This is a genomic window from Anaerorhabdus furcosa, assembly GCF_900167375.1.
In the GTDB taxonomy this organism is placed as follows: domain Bacteria; phylum Bacillota_I; class Bacilli_A; order Erysipelotrichales; family Erysipelotrichaceae; genus Anaerorhabdus; species Anaerorhabdus furcosa.
Genome location: NZ_FUWY01000001.1, coordinates 597,279 through 623,069 on the forward strand (window position 1 = coordinate 597,279; position 25,791 = coordinate 623,069).

General features: G+C 31.2%; 26 protein-coding genes and 1 other annotated feature. Of the genes, 18 read left to right on the plus strand and 8 right to left on the minus strand.

Annotated elements, in window-relative coordinates; all coding sequences use genetic code 11:
• Positions 1-42 precede the first annotated feature (42 nt).
• From B5D14_RS02990 to B5D14_RS03010, 5 genes are all read right to left on the minus strand, one after another.
• Positions 43-1,689 (minus strand): MucBP domain-containing protein, encoded by a 1,647-nt coding sequence (locus B5D14_RS02990; RefSeq protein ID WP_078711093.1) that lies wholly within the window; start codon positions 1,687-1,689, stop codon positions 43-45.
• A gap of 12 nt (positions 1,690-1,701) precedes the next feature.
• Entirely contained in the window at positions 1,702-2,475 is a 774-nt protein-coding gene (locus B5D14_RS02995; RefSeq protein WP_078711094.1) for a hypothetical protein, read from the minus strand.
• A gap of 67 nt (positions 2,476-2,542) precedes the next feature.
• A complete protein-coding gene (locus tag B5D14_RS03000; RefSeq protein ID WP_078711095.1) occupies positions 2,543-3,301 on the minus strand; it encodes a hypothetical protein in 759 nt (252 codons plus the stop codon).
• A complete protein-coding gene (locus tag B5D14_RS03005) occupies positions 3,295-3,999 on the minus strand; it encodes an ABC transporter ATP-binding protein (protein WP_078711096.1) in 705 nt (234 codons plus the stop codon). The genes B5D14_RS03000 and B5D14_RS03005 overlap by 7 nt, the downstream gene beginning before the upstream one ends.
• Complete coding sequence (locus B5D14_RS03010; RefSeq protein ID WP_078711097.1) at positions 3,996-4,361, minus strand: GntR family transcriptional regulator; 366 nt, start codon at positions 4,359-4,361, stop codon at positions 3,996-3,998. The genes B5D14_RS03005 and B5D14_RS03010 overlap by 4 nt, the downstream gene beginning before the upstream one ends.
• 106 nt (positions 4,362-4,467) lie before the next feature.
• Here B5D14_RS03010 and B5D14_RS03015 point away from each other — a divergent pair, with 106 nt between their 5' ends.
• From B5D14_RS03015 to dnaN, 8 genes are all read left to right on the plus strand, one after another.
• On the plus strand, positions 4,468-5,169 hold the full coding sequence (locus tag B5D14_RS03015) for a M15 family metallopeptidase (RefSeq protein ID WP_078711098.1): 702 nt from the start codon (positions 4,468-4,470) through the stop codon (positions 5,167-5,169).
• A 103-nt stretch (positions 5,170-5,272) separates the two neighbouring features.
• On the plus strand, positions 5,273-5,407 hold the full coding sequence (gene rpmH, locus B5D14_RS03020; protein ID WP_078711099.1) for a 50S ribosomal protein L34: 135 nt from the start codon (positions 5,273-5,275) through the stop codon (positions 5,405-5,407).
• Positions 5,408-5,420: 13 nt separating this feature from the next.
• The gene (rnpA, locus tag B5D14_RS03025) at positions 5,421-5,786 is read left to right on the plus strand and encodes a ribonuclease P protein component (RefSeq protein WP_200804743.1); all 366 of its coding nucleotides are present in this window, start codon (positions 5,421-5,423) and stop codon (positions 5,784-5,786) included.
• Positions 5,787-5,799: 13 nt separating this feature from the next.
• A complete protein-coding gene (gene yidC / locus B5D14_RS03030; RefSeq protein WP_078711100.1) occupies positions 5,800-6,687 on the plus strand; it encodes a membrane protein insertase YidC in 888 nt (295 codons plus the stop codon).
• A gap of 2 nt (positions 6,688-6,689) precedes the next feature.
• On the plus strand, positions 6,690-7,316 hold the full coding sequence (locus B5D14_RS03035) for a Jag family protein (protein WP_078711101.1): 627 nt from the start codon (positions 6,690-6,692) through the stop codon (positions 7,314-7,316).
• A 65-nt stretch (positions 7,317-7,381) separates the two neighbouring features.
• On the plus strand, positions 7,382-8,179 hold the full coding sequence (locus B5D14_RS03040) for an MBL fold metallo-hydrolase (protein WP_078711102.1): 798 nt from the start codon (positions 7,382-7,384) through the stop codon (positions 8,177-8,179).
• Positions 8,180-8,771: 592 nt separating this feature from the next.
• Positions 8,772-10,148: a chromosomal replication initiator protein DnaA gene (gene dnaA, locus B5D14_RS03045; RefSeq protein WP_078711103.1), complete on the plus strand. Its 1,377-nt coding sequence runs from the start codon at positions 8,772-8,774 to the stop codon at positions 10,146-10,148.
• 146 nt (positions 10,149-10,294) lie between these two features.
• Positions 10,295-11,416, plus strand: coding sequence for a DNA polymerase III subunit beta (gene dnaN / locus B5D14_RS03050; RefSeq protein WP_078711104.1), 1,122 nt, complete (start codon positions 10,295-10,297; stop codon positions 11,414-11,416).
• A gap of 13 nt (positions 11,417-11,429) precedes the next feature.
• Here dnaN and B5D14_RS03055 read toward each other — a convergent pair whose 3' ends face one another.
• Positions 11,430-11,879 carry a GNAT family N-acetyltransferase gene (locus B5D14_RS03055; protein ID WP_078711105.1) on the minus strand — a complete coding sequence of 150 codons (450 nt, stop codon included), beginning with the start codon at positions 11,877-11,879 and terminating at the stop codon, positions 11,430-11,432.
• Between the two features lie 268 nt (positions 11,880-12,147).
• Between B5D14_RS03055 and yaaA the strand changes: the two genes are divergently transcribed.
• Genes yaaA through gyrA form a run of 4 tightly spaced genes read left to right on the plus strand, consistent with a single transcriptional unit; the run spans position 12,148 to position 17,925 of the window.
• Entirely contained in the window at positions 12,148-12,351 is a 204-nt protein-coding gene (yaaA, locus tag B5D14_RS03060) for a S4 domain-containing protein YaaA (protein WP_078711106.1), read from the plus strand.
• A complete protein-coding gene (recF, locus tag B5D14_RS03065; protein WP_078711107.1) occupies positions 12,348-13,454 on the plus strand; it encodes a DNA replication/repair protein RecF in 1,107 nt (368 codons plus the stop codon). Before yaaA ends, recF begins: the two co-directional genes overlap by 4 nt.
• The gene (gene gyrB, locus B5D14_RS03070; protein WP_143254375.1) at positions 13,447-15,384 is read left to right on the plus strand and encodes a DNA topoisomerase (ATP-hydrolyzing) subunit B; all 1,938 of its coding nucleotides are present in this window, start codon (positions 13,447-13,449) and stop codon (positions 15,382-15,384) included. The genes recF and gyrB overlap by 8 nt, the downstream gene beginning before the upstream one ends.
• A gap of 18 nt (positions 15,385-15,402) precedes the next feature.
• The gene (gene gyrA, locus B5D14_RS03075; RefSeq protein ID WP_078711109.1) at positions 15,403-17,925 is read left to right on the plus strand and encodes a DNA gyrase subunit A; all 2,523 of its coding nucleotides are present in this window, start codon (positions 15,403-15,405) and stop codon (positions 17,923-17,925) included.
• 133 nt (positions 17,926-18,058) lie between these two features.
• Here the strand turns inward: gyrA and B5D14_RS03080 are convergent, their stop codons facing one another.
• Complete coding sequence (locus B5D14_RS03080; protein ID WP_078711110.1) at positions 18,059-18,931, minus strand: hypothetical protein; 873 nt, start codon at positions 18,929-18,931, stop codon at positions 18,059-18,061.
• Between the two features lie 80 nt (positions 18,932-19,011).
• Positions 19,012-19,211 (plus strand) — a binding site (T-box leader).
• 35 nt (positions 19,212-19,246) lie between these two features.
• Between B5D14_RS03080 and serS the strand changes: the two genes are divergently transcribed.
• Both serS and B5D14_RS03090 read left to right on the plus strand, forming a co-directional pair.
• Positions 19,247-20,527, plus strand: coding sequence for a serine--tRNA ligase (gene serS / locus B5D14_RS03085; protein ID WP_078711111.1), 1,281 nt, complete (start codon positions 19,247-19,249; stop codon positions 20,525-20,527).
• Between the two features lie 60 nt (positions 20,528-20,587).
• Positions 20,588-21,079, plus strand: coding sequence for a GNAT family N-acetyltransferase (locus B5D14_RS03090; RefSeq protein ID WP_078711112.1), 492 nt, complete (start codon positions 20,588-20,590; stop codon positions 21,077-21,079).
• A gap of 17 nt (positions 21,080-21,096) precedes the next feature.
• Here B5D14_RS03090 and B5D14_RS03095 read toward each other — a convergent pair whose 3' ends face one another.
• A complete protein-coding gene (locus tag B5D14_RS03095; RefSeq protein ID WP_078711113.1) occupies positions 21,097-22,254 on the minus strand; it encodes a hypothetical protein in 1,158 nt (385 codons plus the stop codon).
• A 106-nt stretch (positions 22,255-22,360) separates the two neighbouring features.
• Here B5D14_RS03095 and murQ point away from each other — a divergent pair, with 106 nt between their 5' ends.
• The 4 genes from murQ to B5D14_RS03115 all read left to right on the plus strand — a co-directional run.
• The gene (gene murQ / locus B5D14_RS03100) at positions 22,361-23,260 is read left to right on the plus strand and encodes an N-acetylmuramic acid 6-phosphate etherase (protein WP_078711114.1); all 900 of its coding nucleotides are present in this window, start codon (positions 22,361-22,363) and stop codon (positions 23,258-23,260) included.
• Complete coding sequence (locus B5D14_RS03105; RefSeq protein WP_078711115.1) at positions 23,251-24,057, plus strand: HAD-IIB family hydrolase; 807 nt, start codon at positions 23,251-23,253, stop codon at positions 24,055-24,057. The genes murQ and B5D14_RS03105 overlap by 10 nt, the downstream gene beginning before the upstream one ends.
• A gap of 102 nt (positions 24,058-24,159) precedes the next feature.
• On the plus strand, positions 24,160-25,437 hold the full coding sequence (locus B5D14_RS03110) for an MFS transporter (protein ID WP_143254376.1): 1,278 nt from the start codon (positions 24,160-24,162) through the stop codon (positions 25,435-25,437).
• Positions 25,438-25,481: 44 nt separating this feature from the next.
• Positions 25,482-25,791 (plus strand): HTH domain-containing protein (locus B5D14_RS03115; RefSeq protein WP_078711116.1); only part of this gene is annotated, 310 nt, incomplete at its 3' end.

Consider the following 25,791-nt stretch of genomic DNA (forward strand, 5'->3'; position numbering starts at 1 on the left):
AACAAGAAGGTTTTCCCCTCTTGTCTTTACATACTTTATTAATTAGTACATTACTTTTCCATTCATGTCTGTATCTGTTTTAACAGCTTTTGAATAGAAGATATTCCCAGTAGCACCTTTTGAACCATCTGGACATACTTTAATACGTGCTCCTTGATCAATTGTTCCTGATTCTGTTTCTATTGTTGTGTAATCGCCATAATAGAATGTTAACTCAGCTCCATCAGGTGTACAAATTGTAAATGTATTTTGCGTTGTACCTATAACTGCACCCTTAAGGTGTGGGTTGTTATCATTTTCTGCATTATCAGTAATTGAAGAAACCATTGTATTTGTAGTATCTTCGCCGCTAATATCTCCTGCATATTCAATATCAACTTTATTTCCTACCAACAAACCATTGGAATAATTTGTTGAAGCATTCTCAGTATTAAATTGTAAATCTACTCCATCCACATCAATTGTAATTGATGAAGCATCTGTCGATACAACATAACCAGTGATTGTTTTATATACAACTGGTGCCGGTGTTGGTGTAGTAACTGGTGTTGGCTCTACTGTAGGCTCTGGTGTTGAAACAGGTGTAGCTTCAACTGTTGGCTCTGGTGTTGGTGCATCTTTGTGTGTATACACAACCGTAACTTCAACATCAGATTGTCCCATAACACCTTTTACTTCACCGATACTCACTACATAATCATTCGTTGTTGGACTTGTAATATCATATGTTTGTCCTTCTTTAATTGAATCTACATAGTTTTTGAATAATGGTTTTTCGTCCGTATCTACATATTCAATATTTAATGTATGTTTAGGTGCTGGCGTTGGTGTTGGTGTCACTTTTGGTGCCTCTGTTGGTTTTGGTGTTGGTGTTGCAGGTACGGTAGACGTTAGCATATCGGAAGGAACAAATCCTGTAGTTCCATCAAGGAATACTCTTGTCCATCCATTGTCTGTCACACCAGTTACATCAATTCCTTGGTGTTGCCATAAGAATCCAACTTTTTTATATTCTTTTGAATTTCCTGCATAAATGTTTGTATCCAATACACCATATAACCAATCCTTTTTCTCAGTTACTTTAATGTTCTCAACTGGAACAAGTGTTGGTTTTGGTGTTGCACTTGCTTTTGGTTCTTCTGCTTTTGCATTTTCTTCATTGTCTACAATTTTAAGAACTTGTACACCCGTTGCATCCGTATCTTGAATTTGACCAATATAAGTAATGTAAATCATGTTACCTAATTTGATTCCATCTCTTATATCCATCTCTGCCATTGCGGTATTGAATACGATTTCTTTTCCATTTACTTTGATTGTTATTGTATTCATTGATGAATCAACTACTTCTCCTGAAATAACTGTTTCTTCAACATTTGGGTCATCTTTTGTTTTATCAATGACACGTTTTACTACTGCTTTTGAAGTATCTTTATCTTTAATAGATCCTTCATATTGTAATAAAATATCATCTCCTGATAATAAGCCATGGGTAGTTTCGACTGTTGCTTGTGAGACATCAAAAATTAATTCATCTCCTTGGATTGTGTTAATTGTAAGTAGATTTCCACTGAAAGACTTTAATATTCCTTCTATTGAATTACTACTTGTTTTGTTTCCTCCAGATTGACATCCAGATAATGCAATAACACACATTATTGCTAGAAAACATTTTAAAACCTTTTTCATGTTTACTCTCCCTTAGTTATCTTTCTCAGTATGATTTAACCACTCAAGATTAATGCCTAATTCTGTAAGATATCTTTTTCCAAGTTTTGTATCATAGAATCGTTGCACATCTTCTTTTATTAAATCAAAATCGTCTTTTCGATTTTGTACTGAATAAATTTTCACTAGATAGGCTTGACATAAATCTTTATACATTCCTATTAACTGTTTTGCATATTTATAACCTGAATAATCACCATCTAAAATATCTTTGAAAAACTGTTCACCTAAATCTTCTTTTCCTTCATATAGTTTGAATGCATGTTGTGAAACATGATAAACCATCGTATCTTTTAAATATTCACAGTTCTCATTTATTTTTTCTTTGAATTTTTCTATTTTTTCAATATCTTTTCTACCATACAATGCATTAACACATGCTAAGCAAAGATAATACAAACTATCTTCATTTAATTGTGCTGTATCACGTTTAAAAGGGCCTCTATTATCTACTAGTGGAAAGCATTGTACTTTATCTAATAACGGTAGTATTTCATCATCGTGTCGATAGAATACTGAACCCCACAAATTCAATACAATTCCTTTCATATAAAATTCTGGATCTGTTGTTGTTTTTAAATAATCCTCTAATTTTTCAAAAAATATTTTTTCTTCATCAAATGAAGTAATACAATCTACGATTTTCTTATTCTTTTTATTTCTCTTAATTAAAAAAACAAATGAGATTGAAAAGAAAACAATTAATCCCAACATAATGATGTTGAGTGCTAGACTTATAAATTCCATATTTTCACCTTACTTTAAATTAATTTTAACATAATGTATAAAAATAAAACAGTTCTTATGAACTGTCTTATTCAATCTCAATTTTCTTATTAATCACGAAGATTGTTATAATGTAGAAGAATGCTATCTCAATACAACTATATAATACTGCCATCCAATTAATATTAAGATGGAAATTACCATAACTGTTAAATTCCATAAATAATTCATTATTATTTATTGGTAACATATCCCCGATAATAGCTGTTACAAATGCATAGAGTACAAAGATAATAAAGCCCAATGCTGTTTTGTGATTTCTTGTATATTTTGTTTGTAGTATTGTTGTTAAAGCAAAGAAACCAAGAATTGTCACAATACTTTGAACAGTAAGTTGGAAAAGAAGTGAGAATAGGGATGCAAAATCAAATTTACTAAAATTTTTGAATATTTCATTAATAATTTCAAATAAGTTGACTTGATATCCTTCCACAACCATAACCGCCATAACTAGAATTATAAGTCCTAAGAATAAAATTACTGATGTAATAAACAACCAAATCAATGCAGATAATACTTTTGAGATAACTAGCTCATGTGTACTTACTGGTAAGGTCAGTGTTAAGTATCCCGGTTTTTTAAACATCGATGTGTTGTAGTTTCTTATAATTGTTACAAAGACTGCAATTGATATTCCAAAGAATGCAAACATAATTAATGTAGCTCCAATAATACTTATATCGTATGGTAAAAATGGTACCAATACACAAGCAAGCAAGAAAACTCCAAAGATAATCGCAAAGCTTCTATAGCTGTGAATCATTTCATATTTAATTAGTTTTAGCATTTGAATACCTCTCTGAAAATTTCATCAATTGATTGACCTCTTTCGTGTCTTAATTCTTCTGCGTTACCACTGATTACTAATTCACCATCTTTAATGAAAATAACTTCTTCAAAGATTTTTTCTATATCACTAATTAAGTGTGTTGAAATTAGTACTAAACTATCTTCTGAATAGTTATTTAAAATAATTTCAAGTATTAGTTCTCTTGCAGCTGGATCTACACCGCCAATTGGTTCATCTAAGATATAGATTTTTGCTTTTCTGCTCATTACTAATGCAAGTTGGAATTTTTCTTTCATCCCTTTTGACATTGATTTAATACGCATGTCTGGATGTAAATCCATACGTTTCATCAGTGTTAAACATTTTTCTAAATCAAAATCTTTGTATAAATCATGAAACATTGATAAAGCGTCTCTTGCTTTCATCCAGTCTTCCAAATAGGTTTCATCTGGTAGATATGAAATAATACTTTTTGTATGGGTATTTGGTTTTTGCCCATCAATCAATACTGTTCCTTGGTAATCCTTTAGTAAACCATTTAGAATCTTTATTAGTGTTGTTTTTCCACTACCATTTGGGCCAAGTAATCCTACGATTCTTCCACCCTTTAATGAACAACTGAAGTTACATAGTGCAACTTTCTTACCGTATGTTTTCGTACATTGTTCAATTTTAATTAATTCTTTCTCACTCATTCGTTATCCCCTTTCGATTCCTTTACAAGGTTTACCGTTTCTTCTTTTGTAAATCCAAGTGACTTCATTTCAATTACATATCTTGTTGTTTTTTCATGTCCTTGATGAAGTTTTAATTCTTGAATCGTTTCACTTGTAGCACTTATAAATCTTCCTGATGTTCTTTCTGACTTAAGAAGTCCTTCTCTCTCTAATTCTTGTAATGCTCTTTGAATGGTATTTGGATTTACACCAAAGAAGATTGCCATCTCTCTTACTGTATCCACTTGGTCACCTGATTTCAGTTTACCCGATACAATTTCTTTTTTTATATAATCCATTACTTGAATATAGATAGGTATATTCGAATCAAAGTTAATCATATGTATCATCTCCTTGTATTAATCAAATAGTACAGTAACACAATAACTTTTGTCAACACTTATTTCGTGTTATAATTCTTTTCATGAAAGATTTGAGGTAGTATTAATGAAAAAATTGATTGCTTTATTGCTTGTTGGCTTAGTTCTTGTTGGATGTTCAGATAAGAAAAAACCAGAATCGACAACAACACCTATCCCAACTCCTATTAGTACAGTTGAGCCAACACCTATCCCTTTAGATCATGATACTTATGATAGTTTATACGTTATTATAAATAAGAATCACCCATTACCGGAGGATTTTGAGCCAAGTGATCTTGTAGTACCTAATGTCCTTGCCACAAAAGATGGATTGCAAATCCGTCAAGAGGCAGCCACTGCACTAGAAGATATGTTTAATGCTGCAAAAGAGGAAGGTATTACACTTCGATTAGGTAGTGGATATCGTTCATATAGCACTCAAAATCGCCTTTTTAATAATTATGTAGCAAAAGATGGTGAAGAAGCCGCAAATCGCTATAGCGCTCGTCCTGGGCAATCTGAGCATCAAACAGGTTGGGCAGTGGATATAAGTGATGGAAGTATGAACAACTGGTTAAAAAACAGTTTTAAAAATACCCCTGAAGGGATTTGGTTAGCTGAAAACTCATATAAATATGGTTTTGTCCTACGTTATACAGAAGAAAAAGAAGAAGTTACAGGTTATATCTATGAACCTTGGCATTTCCGTTATATAGGCTTAGAAGAAGCTCAAAAAATAACTGAAAGTGGATTGACTCTAGAAGAATTCTATAATTATATGAATTAATCTCTTTGAACTTATTATGGTTTTTATTGACTTTTAAATAACTGTCCCTTATGATTATAAAGCAATTGTTCTATTTATTATAGTAAAAATGGAGGTGGATTTGATGAAAAGAACATATCAACCAAGCAAAAGAAAACACCAAAAAGTCCACGGATTTAGAGCCCGCATGAAAACGGTTGGTGGCCGTAAGGTACTAGCACGCCGTCGCAGTAAAGGTAGAAAGATCTTATCGGCTTAAGAAAAGTCACCAGATGGTGACTTTTTTTCAAAATTTTATGAAGATACAATATCGCATTAAGAAACAAGAAGAATTTCAAACCATAATAGGTAAGAAAAAATCAATTGCGAACGCTACTTTTGTCCTATACTATCAACCTAAACAAGAGCTTTGGTCTAGAATAGGTATCTCTGTGGGTAAAAAGATTGGAAATGCCGTTTACCGTAATAAATACAAAAGACAATGTCGAATGATTTTACAAGAAACTGTAGATTTTAACAGTTATCCTTGTGATTTAATCATTATTGTTAGAAATAAATTTACTAAGCAGTCTTATCTAGATAACAAAAAAGACTTGGAAAGCTTATTAAATAAAGTTACAATTATAAAGCATATATGATGAGGAGATTTAAATGAAAAGAAAAACAAAAAAAATTATTCTCTTAGTAGGAATCTTTGCAGCACTATTTCTATTAAGTGGATGTACTACTCCCATGGTCAAAGATCCTGAGACAGGAAAAGAAGTCGTAAAATTAATTACAACTTCAACAACTTTCCAAGACATATTTAATTCTGAGAGTTGGTTCAGTGCATTAATTGTTTTCCCATTATCACAATTAATGAATTACTTAACACCAATCATTGGTGTTGTTGCGGCAATCGCTATTGTTACTGTTGGAGTTAACGTATTTACAATGTTACTTACTGTTAAGTCAACTGTAGCTTCTCAAAGAATGCAACAACTACAACCAGAGATGGATAAAATTACAAAGAAGTATGAAGGTAAAACAGATGATCGTTCTCGTATGGCACAAGCACAAGAAATGCAAAACCTATACAAGAAGTTCAATATCAATCCATTCTCAATGATTTTAGTAACATTCTTGCAATTACCAATTATCTTAGCTATCTATCAATCTGTTCAACGTTCTGAAGCTGTTGCACATGGTCATTTCTTAGGATTAAGTTTAGAACAAACTCCTTGGAATGGATTACTAGAAGGTCAATACATGTATATCGTCTTATTCGTGTTGATGCTTGCATGTCAATTCGGTTCAATGTACTTACCACAATTCTTAGCAAAACAAAAAGCGAAGAAGGAAGCTGAAGCTGCAGGTAAGAGATATACACCAACAACTAACAAAGCAAACAACATGATGTATTATATGATGGTTCCTGTTATGGTTTTATCTGTAATGTGGCCATCTGCTATGACAATCTACTGGGCTATTTCATCTTTAACAATGATTGCGAAAACACTTATTGTACAAAAATTCTTTATTGACAAGAAAGAAGGTTAATTATGAAAAAATATACTGCTAAAACATTAGATGAACTTTTAAAAAATGCCGCAAATGATAAGCATGTAGAAATTAATGATTTAACTTATTTTGTAACAGAAGAAAAAAAAGGTATTCTTGGAATTGGAACTTCAGTTAGTGCTGATGTTTACTGTATGGATGATGTGAAAGAATTTATCTTTAATTATTTAGGCGAATTCTTTACTGAATTAAACCAAGAAATTGAAGTTGAAATTGTAAGACAAAATGACGGATTCAAAGTCATGTTGAATGCTGAAAACAATGCAATTCTCATTGGTAAGAATGGTCAAACACTTCAAGCAATGAATACAGTATTACGTGGTGCAGTAAATAGTACATTTAAAAAACGTATTCCTACATTAATTGATATCAACAACTACAAAACAGATCGTTATGCTAAAGTAAAAGCTATGGCTAAGCGTATCGCAAGAACTGTACAAAAAACAAAAGTTGAAGCAGTTCTAGATCCAATGCCTAACGATGAACGTAAAGTAATTCATCAATTCTTAGGAGAAATGGATCATATCAAAACAGAATCTGAAGGTGAAGGTAATCATCGTCACTTAAAGATTATGTATGATGAAAATAAAAAAGGAACTACAAATTAATTAGAAGGGACAGAATGATAAATTTTGTCCCTTTTTTTGTTATACTTTGTATTGAGGTATACATAATGAAAATTACTGCTTTAGTTGAGAATATTTCTCACACAGATTTAAAACCGATTCATGGATTATCTTTATTTATTGAAACAAAGCATCACAACATACTATTTGATTTAGGACCAGATTCAACTTTATTTGAGAATGCAGAAAAATTGAATATTGATCTTCGTATGATTGATGTCGTTTTCATATCTCATGGTCATTATGATCACGGAGGAGCTCTAAAAAGATTTCTAGATATAAATAATACCGCAAAAATTTATGTGCAAAGAAAAGCATTTGAGAAGCATTATAATAAAATTAGTCTATTTAAAATTAGTGTTGGAATTGATCAGCATTTAGAAAATCATCCTCAAGTTATTCTTGTGGATGGTGATTTAAAAATTGATGATGAATTAACTTTATTTGTAGTAAGCAATATAAGCAAATGTCGATCTATTGAAAATGATCATCTTTATACAAAAGAGGGGAAAGATAATTTTCTTCATGAACAAAATTTAATCATCAATGAAAATACAACTGCCCTTATTATGGGATGTGGACATGCAGGTTTAATTAATATTCTCGAAAAAGCTAAAGAAGTAAATCCTCATATTTGTGTTGGTGGATATCATTTAGCTTATCCAGCAACAAAGAAACAAATTAATTATCCACTACTTGATCAAATCATTTTGGAGTTAGAAAATTATCCAAATATAGAATTTTACACTTGCCATTGCACTGGCATAAAGAGTTATGAATATTTAGCATCTAAGCTAGATTGTATGCACTATTTATCGTGTGGTGAAACCTATAGATTTGACTAGAATTAAAATTCTAATTTAACTTCATTTTAAGACGTGATAGAGCATTTGATTCAAAATACATTCTACTACATTAAATTAGCTTGAAACCGCTTTATAACGCTTTAATTCTCATCGGTTATGTGGAAAACTAACATATAACCGATGATTTTTTTAATTGTTGAAAAAATTAACTTCGAATCATATGAGAAATCCACAATATTTTAGAGTTTTCAACAATGAAATCACAATCCACAATCATTAGTTTTCCACAATTGTGGAAAACTGTTGAAAACACTAAAATACCCTTTATTTATCGCGTATTTTGATTGTTGATAAATGGAGATAACTTCAAGGCACATTCGATTTTCCCACATTTTCCACAATCTATATCTATGTGGTAAACTTTTCCACGATTTATCCCCTTTTTAAAGTTGTGGAAAATTGTGGAAAACTCAAAAATAGTTAGTAATTATCACTCTTTATTTATTTTTCTGTTGTGGATAAAAAAAGTTTTCCACAATTTGCTGTTTTTTACCTAGATTTAACATGCTATAATGTTCCTACAACTTATATTTATTTAGTGAAAATTTATAAGGAAGGGGCAACTATTTTTATGACTAACAATTCTTTTTATTTGAATGAAATTTGGTCGAGAACTCTTGAATCAATTGGGACTTCTGGACGTGTAGATAACTTCGTATTTGATAATTTTTATAAGGAATCAAACCTTGTTGATTTAAATGAGAAGAAAGCTCTTATTTCTGTTGCTTCGTTTATTCATAAAACTTTATTAATGAATGAAATTGATTTAATTTCTACTACATTAGAAGATATATTAAACGCACCTACAAAATTGCAATGCGATATTATATTAGAAAAAGATTTAACACGCTTTGTTGATAATACAAATGAAGTCAATATTATTGAATCAATGGATGAATCATTTGATAGTAGCCCTTTAAGAGAAGATAGAACCTTTGAGAATTTCATTGTTGGTGATTGTAATCGGGAAAGTCACTCTGCAGCACTAGCTTGTGCATATAATCCTGGTAACTTGTTTAATCCTTTGTTTATTTATGGTAATTCTGGATTAGGTAAAAGTCATTTGCTTTGTGCTATTGGTAATTATGTAAAGAAAAATGAACCTAGTAAAAAAGTATATTATACAGATTCAAATAAATTTGTAGATAATGTTGTTAATTCTATCAAATTAGGTAAAATCGATGCCTTTAAGAAGTATATGTATTCAATTGATGTTTTATTGATTGATGATATTCAATTTATTGCTGGTAAAGAGAAATCACATGAGATATTTTTCTCTATATTTAATGAATTAGTTAATAATCGTAAGCAAATTTGTATCGTTTCTGATCGTTTACCTACTGAAATTAAAGGACTTGAAGATCGTTTGATTAGTAGATTCTCTTCAGGTTTATCTGTTGGTATTGATTCTCCTGAATTTGAGACATCTTTAGCAATTCTAAAATTAAAGATGAGTAATTCTGCATTTGAATCAAGAAATATAGATGAAGAAGCTTTATCTTTTATAGCATCTAACTTCAATCGTGACGTAAGACAGTTAGAAGGGGCTTTAAATCGAGTTCTATTCTATGCGATTGAGTTTCAAAAAGATGATGGAAAGATTCGTTTTGATACGGCTACCAACGCTTTAAGAGGTCAAGTGCTTGTTTCTGATAAGTCGGGTATAACCGTTCGAAAAATTATAAAATGTGTATCTGAATATTATGGATTAACAAAGCAACAACTAACAAGTAAGACACGGACTAAAAACATTTCAACCGCTAGACAGATTGCTATGTTCATGTGTCGTAAGTTACTTGATTTACCTTACATTAAAATTGGTGAAGAATTTGGTGGTAGAGATCATTCTACAGTAATGAGTTCTTGTGAGAAAGTTGAAAAACAAAGTAAAGCTAGTGGTGCTTATTTACAAGCTTTAAATGAAATTGAAAAAATTATTAAGTCTTGAACTTTACACACTTTTACGCTTTTATTTCACATAGAAAAGTGTTAAAATATACTTATAAAATAAGGCGATTTGGAAGTTTTCCACTTTTCCACAGTCTTAATAGTAATAATTCTTTAAAAACTATTTATATATACTAGGAGGCCACTATGAATTTCAAAGTATCGAAGAGAATTTTCTACAATGCATTACAAGTAGTTTCAAGAGCAATCTCTGCAAATTCTCCATTACCTTCTTTATCAGGAATTAAAATTGAAGTAAATGATGATCATATTATTTTAACAGGAAGTGATTCAGATATTTCTATTCAAAAGATTTTGAATAATGATGATGAAGATTTAAACTTAATTGTAAAAGAAACAGGATCGATTGTTATTGAAGCTAAATACATTTTAGAAATCGTTAGAAAAATTGATGCTGATGAAATTAATTTTGAAATCGTTGATGGATCATTAACAAAAATTAGTGGACTTTCTGCAGAATACAAAATTAATGGTATGAGAAGCAGTGATTATCCTGCAATTGATTTTTCAAAACCAAGTCAACAATTTGATATGGATGCAGATGTTTTAATGAAAGTTATTAATCAAACAAGTTTTGCTACAAGTGATAAAGAAACAAGACCAGTATTAACTGGTGTTAACTTTAGATGCAAAGGTGGTAAGCTTGAATGTGTTGCAACAGATAGCTATCGTTTAGCTAGAAAAGAAATTGAATTAGAAGGTGATAATAATTTTAATATTACTATTCCTGCTAAGAGTTTAAATGAAATTGTGAAGACAATTGATAAAGATGGTAAAGTTAATGTTTGTGTTTCTGATAAGAAAGCACAATTTTGGATTAGTAATACATTAATTCAAACACGCTTAATTGATGGTTCATATCCTGAAACTGAAAGATTAGTACCTACTGAATTTTTACATGAAATGATTGTTGATAGTCGTGATATTCTTAATGCTATTGATCGTGCATCATTTATTAAAAATGAAGGGATTTCAATTGTAAAATTGAGTGCTGATTCTAAAGAAGTTGTTATTTCAAGTAAATCGCAAGAAGTTGGTTCATCTACAGAAAGATTGAATGTAATTTCTTATACTGGCGATCCAATAGAAATAAGTTTTAGTGGAAGATATGTATTTGAAGCTATTCGTACTTTATCTACTACAACAGTTAAAATTCAATTTAGTGGTGAAATGAAACCATTTGTTATTAAGAACAATGAAGATGATTCAATTCTTCAATTGGTATTACCAGTAAGAACTTATTCATAAAAAACAACGATAATTAATCGTTGTTTTCTTTTCTATCATTTACCATTTGCATATAAGGTAGTACTTTGTATCCTAAGCGTTCATATAGAGCTATAGCTCGTTGGTTGTCTTCTTCTACCTCTAGACGATAGCGGGCTGCTTTTATATTCGCATTTACATAGGCAAAGACTTCTTTACCTAATCCTTTACCTTGGTAATTAGGTCTTACATAAATTTCTTCAAACCAGATACTTGGGCCACCAACTTCTGGTGAAAATGATTTACTTAGTAAAGCATATCCGGCTGGTTCATTATTAAATTCTAATATAAAGCATTCTAGATAGTCTTTTGAGCGAATAATTTCATTAAATGTATCTTGTATATAAGATACTGGAATTGGTTCTAAAACGGCATCAGAATGATAAAATTCATCACACAGTTCCATAAACAAAGATTCATCTTTTTTTTCTACATGTCTTAACATAAATAACTCTCCTTTCTTACGATTATAACAAAACGTAATGAATTAATCCAATTAGCTTATTTATTCTAGACAAAGTAAGAATAAGTGAAGTAAAAACAATCAAGAAATTTGAATAAGTATTAGGAAATAAATGAAATAAAAGTAAAGACTTTTTTGATTCATTTTAAATTAGTAAAAAGTGTAAAAAAAGCTTGATAAAATGCACATATTTTGATGTTTTTGTGGTATAATTTAATAGGGTTTTTGTGCCTAAAAAAGAGGAATATTTATGACAAAAATTAATACTGATTTTATTACTTTATCACAGTTATTGAAAATGGAAGATTTAGTTAGTTCAGGAGGAGAAGTTAAGTACTTTTTAGCTAACGAAAAAGTTTTAGTAAATGATCAAGAAGAAAATCGTAGAGGAAAAAAATTATATCCAAATGATGTCATAAAGATTCATGGTAAAAAGTTTATTATTGAAAAATGATAATTAAAGAATTAAAACTTCGAAATTTTAGAAATATTAGTTCTTGTACTCTTAAATTTAAAGAAGGAATTACTGTTTTGTTAGGCCAAAACGCACAAGGAAAAACGAATATATTAGAAAGTCTTGTCTTTTTATCAACTACTCGTTCACATCGTTTATTGTATGATCAACAAATGATTCAGGACGATAAAGAATTATGTAATCTAGAGTGTACAATTTTAGATGAAAAAGAAAAAAAGATAGGTGCTGTAATTTATCAAAAAGGAAAGACTTTATTAATTAATTCGCAACCTGTTTCAAAAAGTAGTGACTTTATTGGAAAGTTAAATGTGGTTTTGTTTTCTCCTAGTGATTTAGAAATATTTGATGATTCTCCAAAAGAAAGAAGGAGAGTTATGGATATTGAAATTGGTAAATGTTCTAGTCAATATATGTTTCATTTATCGAAATATCTAAAATTACTTAAAGAAAGAAATACATGTTTAAAGATGAATCGTGTTGATGAATCTTATTTGGTTGTATTGGAAAATCAAATGATTGAATGTCAAATTCAGATTCTTATTGAAAGAAAGAAATTCTTTGAATTATGCAATCAAACAATTAGTAAGTTTTATAATTTCTTATCAAAACAAAATAGTTTAATTGAGATGGTATATGAATCTTGTATTGAAATTACAAGTCTTGATCAAATGAAAAAAGATTTAAGAGAATTATATAACAAAAATAAAGAAAAAGATTTGTTATATAAAATGACTTCAATCGGCATACATCGTGATGATTTTTATTTCATAATGAATGGTAAGAAAGTTGAAATGTTTTGTTCACAGGGTCAGAAAAGAATGGTGATTTTAGCGCTTAAATTTTCTCTTGTTGAATATATAAAAAGAATTGAAAATAAAATTCCTGTTTTGCTACTAGATGATGTTCTATCTGAATTAGATAGTCAAAAGAGAATTAACTTGTTTAAGTTGTTGGATAATTATTGTCAAACAATAATTACAACCACAGAGTTAGTTGAAGGATTTGATGAATTAAAAAGTATGCCATTTATTTATGTAGTGGAAAATGGGCAAATGCAAGCCAAGGAGGGTAACAATGACTGAATTTGATAACAAAGTAGATCATTCTTATAATGAGAGTGATATCCAAGTCTTAGAGGGGTTAGAAGCTGTAAGAAAACGTCCGGGGATGTATATTGGATCAACTTCTGGAAGAGGATTACATCACCTTGTTTGGGAAATCGTAGATAATGGGATTGATGAAGCTTTAGCAGGTTATGCAACAACAATCGAAGTTATTGTTGATAAGGATAATGTTGTTACTGTCAAAGATGATGGTCGTGGTATGCCAACTGGTATTCATGAGAAGACTGGTATTTCAACAGTAGAAACAATTTTTACAGTTCTACATGCCGGAGGTAAATTCGGTGGTGGTGCATATAAAGTATCAGGAGGACTTCATGGAGTTGGAGCTTCTGTAGTTAATGCGTTGAGTGAGTGGTTAGAAGTAAGTGTATACAATGGAGGACAAGTACATTTTGTTCGATTTGAAAATGGCGGAGAAACTGCTGTACCTCTTAAAGTTGTAGGAACATGCGATCTTGAAAAACATGGATCAACTGTTCGTTTTAAAGCAGACCCAACAATATTCCAAGAAACAACTGCCTATGATCATAATGTGTTAAGAGATCGTTTAAGACAAATTGCTTTTTTGAATAAAGGAATTCGAATTATATTCACAGATGAAAGAATTGAAGATCAAGCTAAAATAACTGAAGTATTTCATTATGAGGGTGGATTAAAAGAATACATCGTTTATTTAAATAAAAATAAAACTGCAATTCATGAAGATATTATTTATTGTGAAGGTGTTGAAGAGGGAATCCAAGTTGAGATTGCAATGCAATACAATGATGGCTATGTACCTAATATTTATACATTCTGTAACAACATCAATACAAATGAAGGTGGAACACACGAAGAAGGATTTAAACTTGCTTTAAATCGTGTTATTAATACTTATGCTAAGGAAGCTGGAATCATCAAGAAAGATGAAGATAGCTTACAAGGAGATGATGTTCGTGAAGGGTTAACGGCAATCATTTCAGTGAAACATCCAGATCCTCAATATGAGGGACAAACAAAAACAAAATTGGGAAACAGTGAAGTTCGTAAAATTGTTTCAAATATATTTGGAAATAGCTTACAACGCTTTTTATTAGAAAATCCGAATGAAGCTAAAATAATTTTAGATAAGGCAACAGTAGCATCTAAAGCAAGATTGGCTGCAAAGAAAGCACGTGAATTAACAAGACGTAAAGGTGCTTTAGAAATTTCTAGTTTACCAGGTAAGTTAGCAGACTGTTCAAGCAAAGATGCAAGTATCTCTGAAATATATATTGTCGAAGGAGATTCAGCGGGTGGAAGTGCTAAGCAAGGACGTGATAGTAAATTCCAAGCAATTCTTCCACTAAGAGGTAAAATTCTAAACGTTGAAAAGGCAAGATTACATCGTATATTTGAAAATGCTGAAATACGTTCAATGATTACAGCTTTTGGATGTGGTGTGAGTGATGAAGTTGATACAAGTAAGCTTCGTTATCATAAGATTGTAATTATGACCGATGCCGATGTCGATGGCGCTCATATTCGTACATTATTGTTAACGTTCTTCTATCGTTATTTAAAACCAGTTATTGAACAAGGGTATATTTATATTGCACAACCACCTTTGTATAAAGCACAAAAGGGGAATGCTGTACGTTATGCATATAGTGATGATGAATTAGAAGTAATTAAAAAAGAATTAGGAGATCGTTTATCTATCCAACGTTATAAAGGGTTGGGGGAAATGAATCCAGAGCAGCTTTGGGAAACAACAATGGACCCAGAAGTACGTACATTAATTAAAGTAGAAATTGAAGATGCAATTGATGCAGATTCAGTGTTCAGTATGTTAATGGGTGATGAAGTAGAACCACGTAAAAACTTTATTGTAGAAAATGCACAGTTCGTTAAGAACTTAGATATTTAGGGAAGGGGGAATCATTAAATGGAAGACAACAAATATAATCCAGATACGTTTAATCATGGCAAAATAAAATCTACCGATGTATCACATGAAATGAGAAACTCTTTTCTAGATTATTCCATGTCAGTAATTGTAGCACGTGCACTTCCAGATGTACGTGACGGAATGAAACCTGTTCACCGTCGTATTTTATATGCGATGAATGATTTAGGTATGACACCGGATAAACCACACAAAAAATCAGCACGTATCGTTGGGGAAGTTATTGGTAAATATCATCCGCATGGTGATACTGCTGTTTATGAAACAATGGTTCGTATGGCACAAGAATTTAGTTATCGCTATCCACTTGTAGATGGTCATGGAAACTTTGGATCAATCGATGGTGATGGTGCAGCTGCGATGCGTTATACTGAAGCACGTATGTCAAAAATTTCAACTGAGTTATTAAAAGATATTCAAAAAGAAACAGTGAACTGGGTTGATAACTATGATGGTGAGGAAAGAGAACCAGAAGTACTTCCAAGTCGCTTTCCAAATTTATTAGTTAATGGTACTACAGGTATCGCGGTTGGTATGGCAACAAACATGGCTCCACATAACTTGGTGGAATCAATTGATGCAGCAATTGCGTTAATGGAAAATCCAGATATTACAGTTCAAGAATTAATGGAAAACTATATCACAGGACCAGACTTTCCTACAGGGGCATATATCTTAGGACGCTCTGGAATTAAACAAGCTTATGAAACAGGACGTGGTAGTATCATTATGCGTTCTAAAACTGAAGTTGATGAACTACAAAATGGTAAACCAAGAATCGTTGTTTCTGAAATTCCATACATGGTTAATAAAGCAAATCTTGTTGAAAAGATTGCCTCTCTTGTAAGAGAAAAATTAATTGATGGAATTACAGATTTACGTGATGAATCAAATCGTGAAGGTATTCGTGTTGTAATTGAACTTAGAAAAGATGTGCAAGCAGATGTTATTCTAAATCAACTATTTAGAATGACAGCGTTACAATCTTCTTTTGGTGTAAACAATATAGTGTTAGTAAACAATGAACCTAAGCAATTAGGAATTCGCGATATATTAAAATATTACATTGAACATCAAATTGAAGTAACTGTAAGAAGAACAAAATTTGAATTAAAGAAAGCAGAAGATCGTGCGCATATTTTAGAAGGATTAAAAATTGCATTAGATCATATTGATGAAATAATAAGTACAATTAGAAATTCTAAAGATGCAACAGAAGCTATGCCAAGATTAATGGAAAATTTTGGTTTATCTGAAATTCAAGCTAAAGCAATTCTTGATATGCAATTTAGACGTTTAACTGGATTGGAAAGAGAAAAGATTGAAGGAGAATACAACGACTTAATGGCATTCATTATGGATTGTAAAGACATCCTTGCGAATCATTCTCGTGTAGTAGATATAATCAAAACAGAACTTACAGAAATCAAAGAAAAATATGGTGATAAACGTCGTTCTGAAATCATTGAAGGTGATATCGATATGGAAGATGAAGACTTAATTCCAGTTGAAGATATTGTAATTACGATGACAATCAATGGTTACATTAAACGAATTCCTGCAGATACTTACCGCGTACAAAACCGTGGGGGTAAAGGTGTAAAAGGAATGGCAGTAAATGAAGATGATATCATTGATCAGTTCTTATCAATGTCTACACATGATTTCCTAATGGCATTTACAAATAAAGGAAAAGTATATCGCTTAAAAGGTTATCATGTTCCTTCATCAAGTAGAACATCAAAAGGAATTCCAGTTGTTAATTTATTGAATTTAGATAAAGAAGAAAAAGTAAAAGCATTAGTCGCAATTAAAAAACAAGATAATGAAAATAAATTCTTGTTCTTCGTAACACAAAATGGAATTGTAAAACGTGTATCAGTTGATGAGTTTGAAAATATTCGACAATCAGGAAAAATTGCAATTACATTAAAAGAAGACGATGAACTAATTGGTGTTAAACCAACAACAGGAGACGATGAAATTATTATTGCAGGAAGCAATGGTAAAGCTATCCGATTCAAAGAAACAGATATTCGTGCAATGGGAAGAACTGCTTCTGGTGTTAGAGGATTTAATGTCGATGGTTCAAAAGTTATTGGTATGTCAACAAATCATGAGGGAAATTATATCTTAGTTATTTCAGAAAAAGGATATGGAAAAAAATCTCCTCTTGAAGATTACCGTATGACTAAGCGTGGAGCAAAAGGTGTCATGACGTTGAAGATTACAGAAAAGAATGGAGCACTTGTTTCACTCAAAGCTGTAAATGGTGATGAAGATTGTATGATCATGACTGACGATGGAATTGTAATTAGAATTCGACTTGAACAAGTTTCGACATATGGTCGAGGAGCTCAAGGTGTACGATTAATTTCAACAAGTGATGCAAGTAAAGTATCTACAATTGCTATCGTAGAAAAATCAGAAGAAGTAGAAGAAAATGCAGATTTGGATGCGGTAGAAAATATTAGTGAAAATAGTGAAAATAGCGAGGAATAATCGCTATTTTTTACGTTTTTAAAGCAAATAAAAACCCTCTTATTTGCATCGAAATTATTTTTGTGGACAGTAACCCACGAAAATACGAAATGAGAGGGTATTTTTTTGTAATAAAACTTGAAATTAAATCAAGTTAATATAAACCACCTAAGCGATAACCATTTTCTGTTTTTGTGATAATTATTCGTTTTAGTTCAGGATCAATAATATCACCATAAGATGAAACGATATCAACTAAAATCTGATTTTCAATTTCTTTTGAACTAATAATTAATGAAGTATTAAAAACTTGTTCATCAGTTATACTTGGAACATTTTGTATACAATAAAGTACACCGTTATCTTCAATATAAATAGGAGACTCAGATTCAAATACTTCAGCATAGAATTGTGAAATGAAATTTATATCAAAAACTTGTTCAACATAATTTTTAATTTGGTCAATTGAAGTTGGATTTTCAATTTCTGCTGTATTAATGACTTGATAGTAACCAGGATATTTTTCACTTTCTTGATTTGCTAATTCAACACCAATTCCGTATAAATAATCAAATGCTTTGCGATCTTTTGCGAGCAATTCATCTAGTATAGTTTTTGTACTAGCAAGTTTTGGGTTATCTGGATAAATTGTATCTATATCTACTTCAAAACTTGCTTCTCCACATGCCCAAAAACTGTCGCATTCTCCATAAATATGAAATACCATTTTGTATGGATTTAAATCAAGTTCAGCTATATATTTTGCATTGCTATGATCATCTTCTCTAGTTTTTAGATCTTTAAGAGATTCTATTTGAGTAATAGTTTCAATTTCTACTGGTAGAGGAGGGGTATCAAGTGTGTGAATTATTGAATCTGCTGCCACACTTGTATTGTAATCAGAAATGCACTCTTGGATTAGCATTAACATTCTTTCATCAAAAGTCATTTCTTTTGGTTCATTTGTTTTTGTTGAACAACCTGTAACTAGGAGGAATATGGATAAGATTACTATTAATTTCTTCATATGTTCACCGTCTTTCATTAAATATTATAACACTGTTAAACAAGCCTTGACAAACCTAAGTGAGGGTGATTAAATGGTATTACAAATCGTTGAGAAGGATAAGTAAATTCTAATATGGTTGTAGAGAAATAGCGGTTGGTGAAAGCTATTGCATCTGGGATTGAAATCTACCTTTGAGTTAAAGTAAAACTTTACGGGGCATCGTTAAATGCATTGAGTGGTAATTGTTTCACGTGAAACAATTACAACGAGGGTGGCAACACGAGATATCGTCCCTTGATGGAAGATATCTTTTTATTTTGAGGAGGAAAGAATATGTTAGATATTAAATTGATTAGAGAAAATGCTGATTTGGTAAAAGAAAATATCAAAAAGAAGTTTCAAGATGGGAAATTGGTATTAGTTGATGAAGTTATTCAATTGGATAAGGAATTTAGAGAAATAAAGACTAAAGCTGATGATTTGCGTGCGTTAAGAAATACCAAATCAAAAGAAATTGGTTCTTTGATGCAACAAGGACTTAAAGATAAAGCTCAAGAGGTTAAAGAGGCTATCGCTCATATTGGAGACGAAATTAAAATATTAGAAGAAAGAGAAATAGAATTAGAGGCTAGTATTAAAAAAATCATGCTTACTATTCCAAATATTATCGATCCAAGTGTACCTTTAGGAAAAGATGATTCTGAAAATGTAGAAATAGAAAAATTTGGAGAACCTATTGTACCTGACTTTGAAATACCATATCATGCTGAGATAATGGAAGCATTATCTGGTGTGGATCTTGATAGTGCTAGAAAAACAAGTGGAAATGGCTTCTATTACTTAATGGGGGATATTGCACGTTTACAATCAGCTATTCTTTCCTATGCAAGAGATTTTATGATTGATAAAGGATTTACATACTGTATTCCTCCATTTATGATTCGTAGTGATGTTGTTACAGGTGTAATGAGCTTTGCTGAGATGGAAAATATGATGTATAAAATAGAAGGTGAAGATCTGTATTTAATTGGTACATCTGAACATTCAATGATTGGTAAGTTTATTGATACAATTTTAGATGAAAAATCACTACCTCACACATTAACAAGTTATTCTCCTTGTTTTAGAAAAGAAGTAGGAGCACACGGTCTTGAAGAAAGAGGTGTGTATCGTGTTCATCAATTTGAGAAACAAGAGATGATTGTTGTATGCAAACCAGAAGAAAGTATGGAATGGTATGATAAAATGTGGAAGTATACGGTTGAATTCTTCAGAACATTGGATATTCCAGTAAGAACATTAGAGTGTTGTTCGGGAGATTTAGCTGATTTAAAAGTAAAGAGTTGTGATGTTGAAGCTTGGTCGCCAAGACAAAAGAAATACTTTGAAGTAGGAAGCTGTTCGAATTTAGGTGATGCACAAGCAAGACGATTGGGTATAAGGGTAAACGGTGAGAATGGCAAGTATTTCGCGCATACACTTAATAATACGGTAGTAGCACCTCCAAGAACGTTGATTGCTTTCTTAGAGAATAATCTAATGGAAGATGGTGGTGTAAAAATTCCGGTGGCACTTAGAATGTACATGGGTGGAAAAGAAATCATTAAGAAGTAGGAAACTACTTCTTTTTGTTTCACGTGAAACATATTATAATATATTTAAGGAGAAATTGTTATGGAAATAAGAAAATTAACAAAGGAAAATGTAGAGGATATATATAATTGCCTACTGTCCAATGATGAATATAATAAAATGTCCAACGATGAAGTATCAAGAAAAGTAGCAGAAGATATGTTGAGTTGTAGGCCACCGGGCATAATGGAAGAAAATAAAACTCTTTATGGGGCGTTTGAAGAGGATAAATGTATTGGGATATCAGATGTTATATTTGGTTATCCTGATAAAGAAACATCATTTATCGGATTACTAATGATTGACGGAGAGCACCATAAACAGGGGTATGGTAAAAGGTTTTATGAACTGATAGAAAAAGTAATTGATTCAAATGCATATAAAAAAATAGCGTTGGGTGTTTTGATGAATAATATGAAAGGTTATACTTTCTGGCAAAAACAAGGCTATGTATTGAAAGAAATAAGAAAAAGAAAAGATACCAGTGAAGAAACTGATATCAAATACATGGAGAAAGAAATTAAAAACACTTGAATATATATCAAGTGTTTTTAATTGTTTGATAGATCTTTTATTAAATCGAATAGTGCGTGTTTTGTAGCAGGTGTAAGAGTATCAGTAAATTTTTCGTAAGTTATAAAGTTTTCGTTAATACCAGTTACATAAGGTGAATAGCCATTTGAATAACAGATAAGCATTGAATCATCTTCGTTAATAGCTTTAGTATAATAACTGAATAATTCATTAGGGGAGAAAATCAATTTGATTTCACCAAGCTTAACTCTAGAAATTCGTACTTCTTTATTTAGTTGCTCAGGATTCTTTAATAGTTCTTCCCTTACTTTGATACCAATGTTTATTGTTTCTTTCTCTCTATCTGTTAAACCATCTGGAATTAATGATAAATCAATAGGGGTAAAGTCATGTTCAAGTGGTAAATCCTTCGCAGTAAAATCTATTGAATCAAAAGATTTAAAATTCTTTTCATTGAACAACATTGTGTTTACTTCATTAACAAGGATATTACCTAGATATTCAACTCCTGCATAGTCTTGAGAAATACGAGTGAATCGAGAACTGATATCACCACTAGCTCCTTGAAAGAAAGTGAAGAAAGTTTCTTTGTACATGTCACTAAGATGTTGAAGAGTGTATCCAGGATATTCGCTTGAAAAGAATGGAGTATCACCATTTAAAATTGTAGGGTGACAGTTGTGTGTAATACAAGTAATAACTCTCTTATCACCATCGTAAATAGATAATGTTTGAAGAACAACATTAGCAGTATGATTTGATATACGACTTCTGCCAACTTTATCAAATTTTTCATGTTGATAACACATAAATAAATTTGATTCAGTATATTCTAACGAAATACATGCTTGAACTATTTTATCGATGAAAAAAGCTTGGTATTTTTCATCATGAGGATCAGGTGCAAAATGAGTATGTGTTGATGAAAGAATAACATGACATTGTTTTTCTTTTCTTAATGTAAGTTGTCTTTCTATTTCATCTTGTACATGAATTCTAAATCCTAGATTATCACAAGATAATAGAAAAAGAATTTTATCATTATCTTCGAAAGAAAGGATACGTGCATGTAAATCGTCGTGAACTTGACTAATTGGATTAACTTGTTGGATAAATCCAGATTGTTTAATTGGAAATGGTGAGTCAATAGTTATTGTTTTTATAGAATATTTCATAGCTTTATCTCCTCGCAAGTATTTGTAATCATTATACATCAATATACACCAATGTATATAATTTTGTATATTGATATGATATAATAATTTAAAATGGAGGAAATTTATGCTAGATTTAACGAAATTAACTACAGAAACACGTAATCCAAAAACAATGGAATTGGATTGTAAAACACCATTGGAAATTGTAACAATCATGAATGAAGAAGATCTAAATGTTGTGAAAGGGGTAAAGGAAGTTTTACCTCAAGTTGCACAAACTATTGAATGGTGCGCTAATGCAATTGAAAATGGAGGAAGAATTATTTATATAGGAGCTGGAACAAGTGGACGACTAGGATTGTTAGATTCAGTTGAGTGTCCACCTACATTTGGTGTGTCTCCAGATCTTGTTGTTGGTTTAATTGCAGGTGGGGAAAAAGCTTTCATTAAAGCTGTTGAAGGTGCTGAAGATAAACCTGAATTAGGGGTAGAGGATTTAAAGAATATTAATTGCACAAACAAGGATGTCGTTATTGGTTTGGCTGCAAGTGGAAGAACACCATATGTAATTGGTGCTTTAGAATATGCGAATAATCTTGGTTGCAAGACTGTTGCGGTTGCGTGCAATAAAAACTCAAAAGTTGGTCAAGTAGCGCAAGTAGCGATTGAACCAGATAATGGACCAGAAGTATTAACAGGATCAACAAGATTAAAATCTGGAACATCTCAAAAAATGATTTGCAACATGATCTCAACAGGAACAATGGTTCGCTGTGGTAAAGTTTATCAAAACTTGATGGTAGATGTAATGCAAACAAATGAAAAATTAGTAGCACGTGCTGAGAAGATAATTATGGAAGCTACCGGATGTACAAAAGAAGAAGCGCAAAAAGCTAGAATAGATTCAAATGGAAAAGTGAAAACAGCAATCGCAATGATTTTACTGAATTGTAATTTTGAAGAAGCTAGTAAAAAATTAGAAGCAGCAAAAGGACATATACGAGAGGCTATTGAATGCAAGTAAAGCTTCTTGTTTCTGATTTAGATGGAACGCTATTAAAAATTGGTGATCAATATTCTGCAGGTGTTAGTGAAGAGAATAAAACTGCTATTAAAGAATTTGTTAGAAGTGGAAATATTTTTGCGGTTGCCACTGCAAGAGGAATTGATTATAAAGAAGAACTTGAACAAGTACTTGGTTTTGAAATTGATTATGTTGGAAACAATGGAGCAGTTATCAAAATACAAGATCGACAAAGAAAACATATTATTCCAAATAAGTTGGTGAAAAAAGTTCAAGATATTGCAAAAGAAGAAAAACTGAACTTAACGGTTTCGATTAATGCAGATGAAGGTTTCTTTTATGTACCAACTAGTTGTTATCCCTTTGATGATAAAAACTCAAATCATAATGGAGAGTTCTTAGAAAAATTTGCAGAACGTTATAAAGAAGGACCAAACTATCATGTTACTAAAATCATGGCTCTAGTTAATCCAAATGAAGTAAATAAAGTAAAAGAAATTTTGAAAAAGTATTTGGGGAATGAATTAGAAATTGTATTGTCGGATGTCGATTTAATTGATATGACTTTAAAGGGATGTAGTAAAGGAAATGGAGTAAAGGAACTTGCTGAAATGTATAATATTCCTGAGCACTTCGTAGGTGTAGTGGGTGATACAGAAAATGATGTGAGTATGTTTGTTAATTTTAAAAATAGTTACTGCATGAATCATGCCACTGAGGAAGTAAAAAAGGAAGCGACAACGATTGTAAATTCAGTAAAAGAAGCATTGGATATTTTTCAAAAGATAGACGGATAAATCTTTCTATCTTTTATTTTTAAAATAATATACAATATTATGTACATTAAGATAATGTAATGCTATACTGTCAATTAATAGGGAAAAGAAAAGTGAAATTTTATGAGTAAAAATGAAAAACTAGTTTGTTTAATTTCGGGGTTATGGACGTTAGGAAACACCATGTCAGCAGTATTTGTCAATGTATATCTATATGCATATACAGGGTCACTTGTAGTCATGACAATATATTGTATGATTCGTATAGGACTCTTTCCATTGTTCTTTACAATAGGTGGTAAGTGGGCACAAAGAAAAAATTACAGTCAAACATTAATCATGGGATTATTTATTACCATCCTATCTTTAGTTTATGTTTTATCTGCAAACAATTTATTTGAAAGTAATCCAAATTTAGTTTTTATTGTAGCGGCTTTAGTTGGGTCGGGAGAAGGATTCTTTTGGCTCAGTGTAAATAGTTTAAATCAAATTGTATCAACCGATAAATCACGTGCAGCATATGTAAGTAATTTAGGAATATTCAATAATGTTGCTAATCTATTTGCACCATTATTTGCAACCATCATGATTGACATGGCAGCAACAGATGTTGATGGGTACATGAATATCTTTAAAATAGTTATAGTGGTTTATGTTGTGATGAGTGTAGCTGCATTTAAAATAAAAGCAAATAACTCAAGACAAAAATTTTCTGTTTTGAAAAATCTATGTATATTAAAAGATCAACGTTGGCGTTATTGTATGACTTCTACTTTCTTATATGGGATGAGAGATTCCTTGATTTTAACTCTAGCAGGCTTATTAGTTTATAATGCAACAGGAGGATCAGGAGGTTTATACAGTTCACTTCTAACGGTGTTTGCGGTTGTTTCAATAGCAGCTTACTATATCCTGTCTAAGAAAATGAATACTGGAAATTTATATAAATGTTATTGGATAGGTGCTGTGCTTATCTCGTCTAGCACAATAGCACTTGTTATTTTTCCAAATATGTTTGGAGCAATTTATTATGGAATTGTAAATGCTTTAGCAACACCATTGTATGCAAATCCATATCAAGTTATTATGATGAATAATATTCAACGTTATGAGAAAAATGAAAACTTATGTGGTCGAGTAATCGCAAAAGAAATATATTTATCAGCGGGTAGATGTTTTGGAATGTTTTTAATTGTAGTGAGCTCATTTTTCTTATCTGAACAATTATACCTACCTGTGTCGGTTATCTTCTGTTCGTTATTCCCAATAATTCTTATCTTGTACGCAAAGAAATATGAAACAAAAAATTTCCAATTTGAAGAAGTAAAAATAGAAAATAAAAAGAATGATTTAGTTAATAATAAACTATACCCCGTAAGGAAGACACTAGATAAAAAGTGACTACCTTACGGGGTTTTAGTATACTTTAGAAGAGGAAAGAAAATATGGGAAGAAATTATTTTAGTAAAGAACAAATAGAAGAATTAAGAAAAAGCAAGTATGTAAAGAAAATCAGTGAAGCAAATGTACGATTTACAGATGATTTTAAGAATGAATTTACAGGTTTACTCAATACAGGAGCATCACCAATAGAAGCACTAAACAAATTAGGAATTAGCCCCAAAATATTAGGACCAAAGCGAGTTGGTTCATTGACAACTAGAATGCGGGAACAAGCAATGCGACCTGAAGGATTTAGTCGTAAAGAGAATAGTTCAAAAGGAAAAAAGAGAAAATTAACCTTTGAAAATGAAA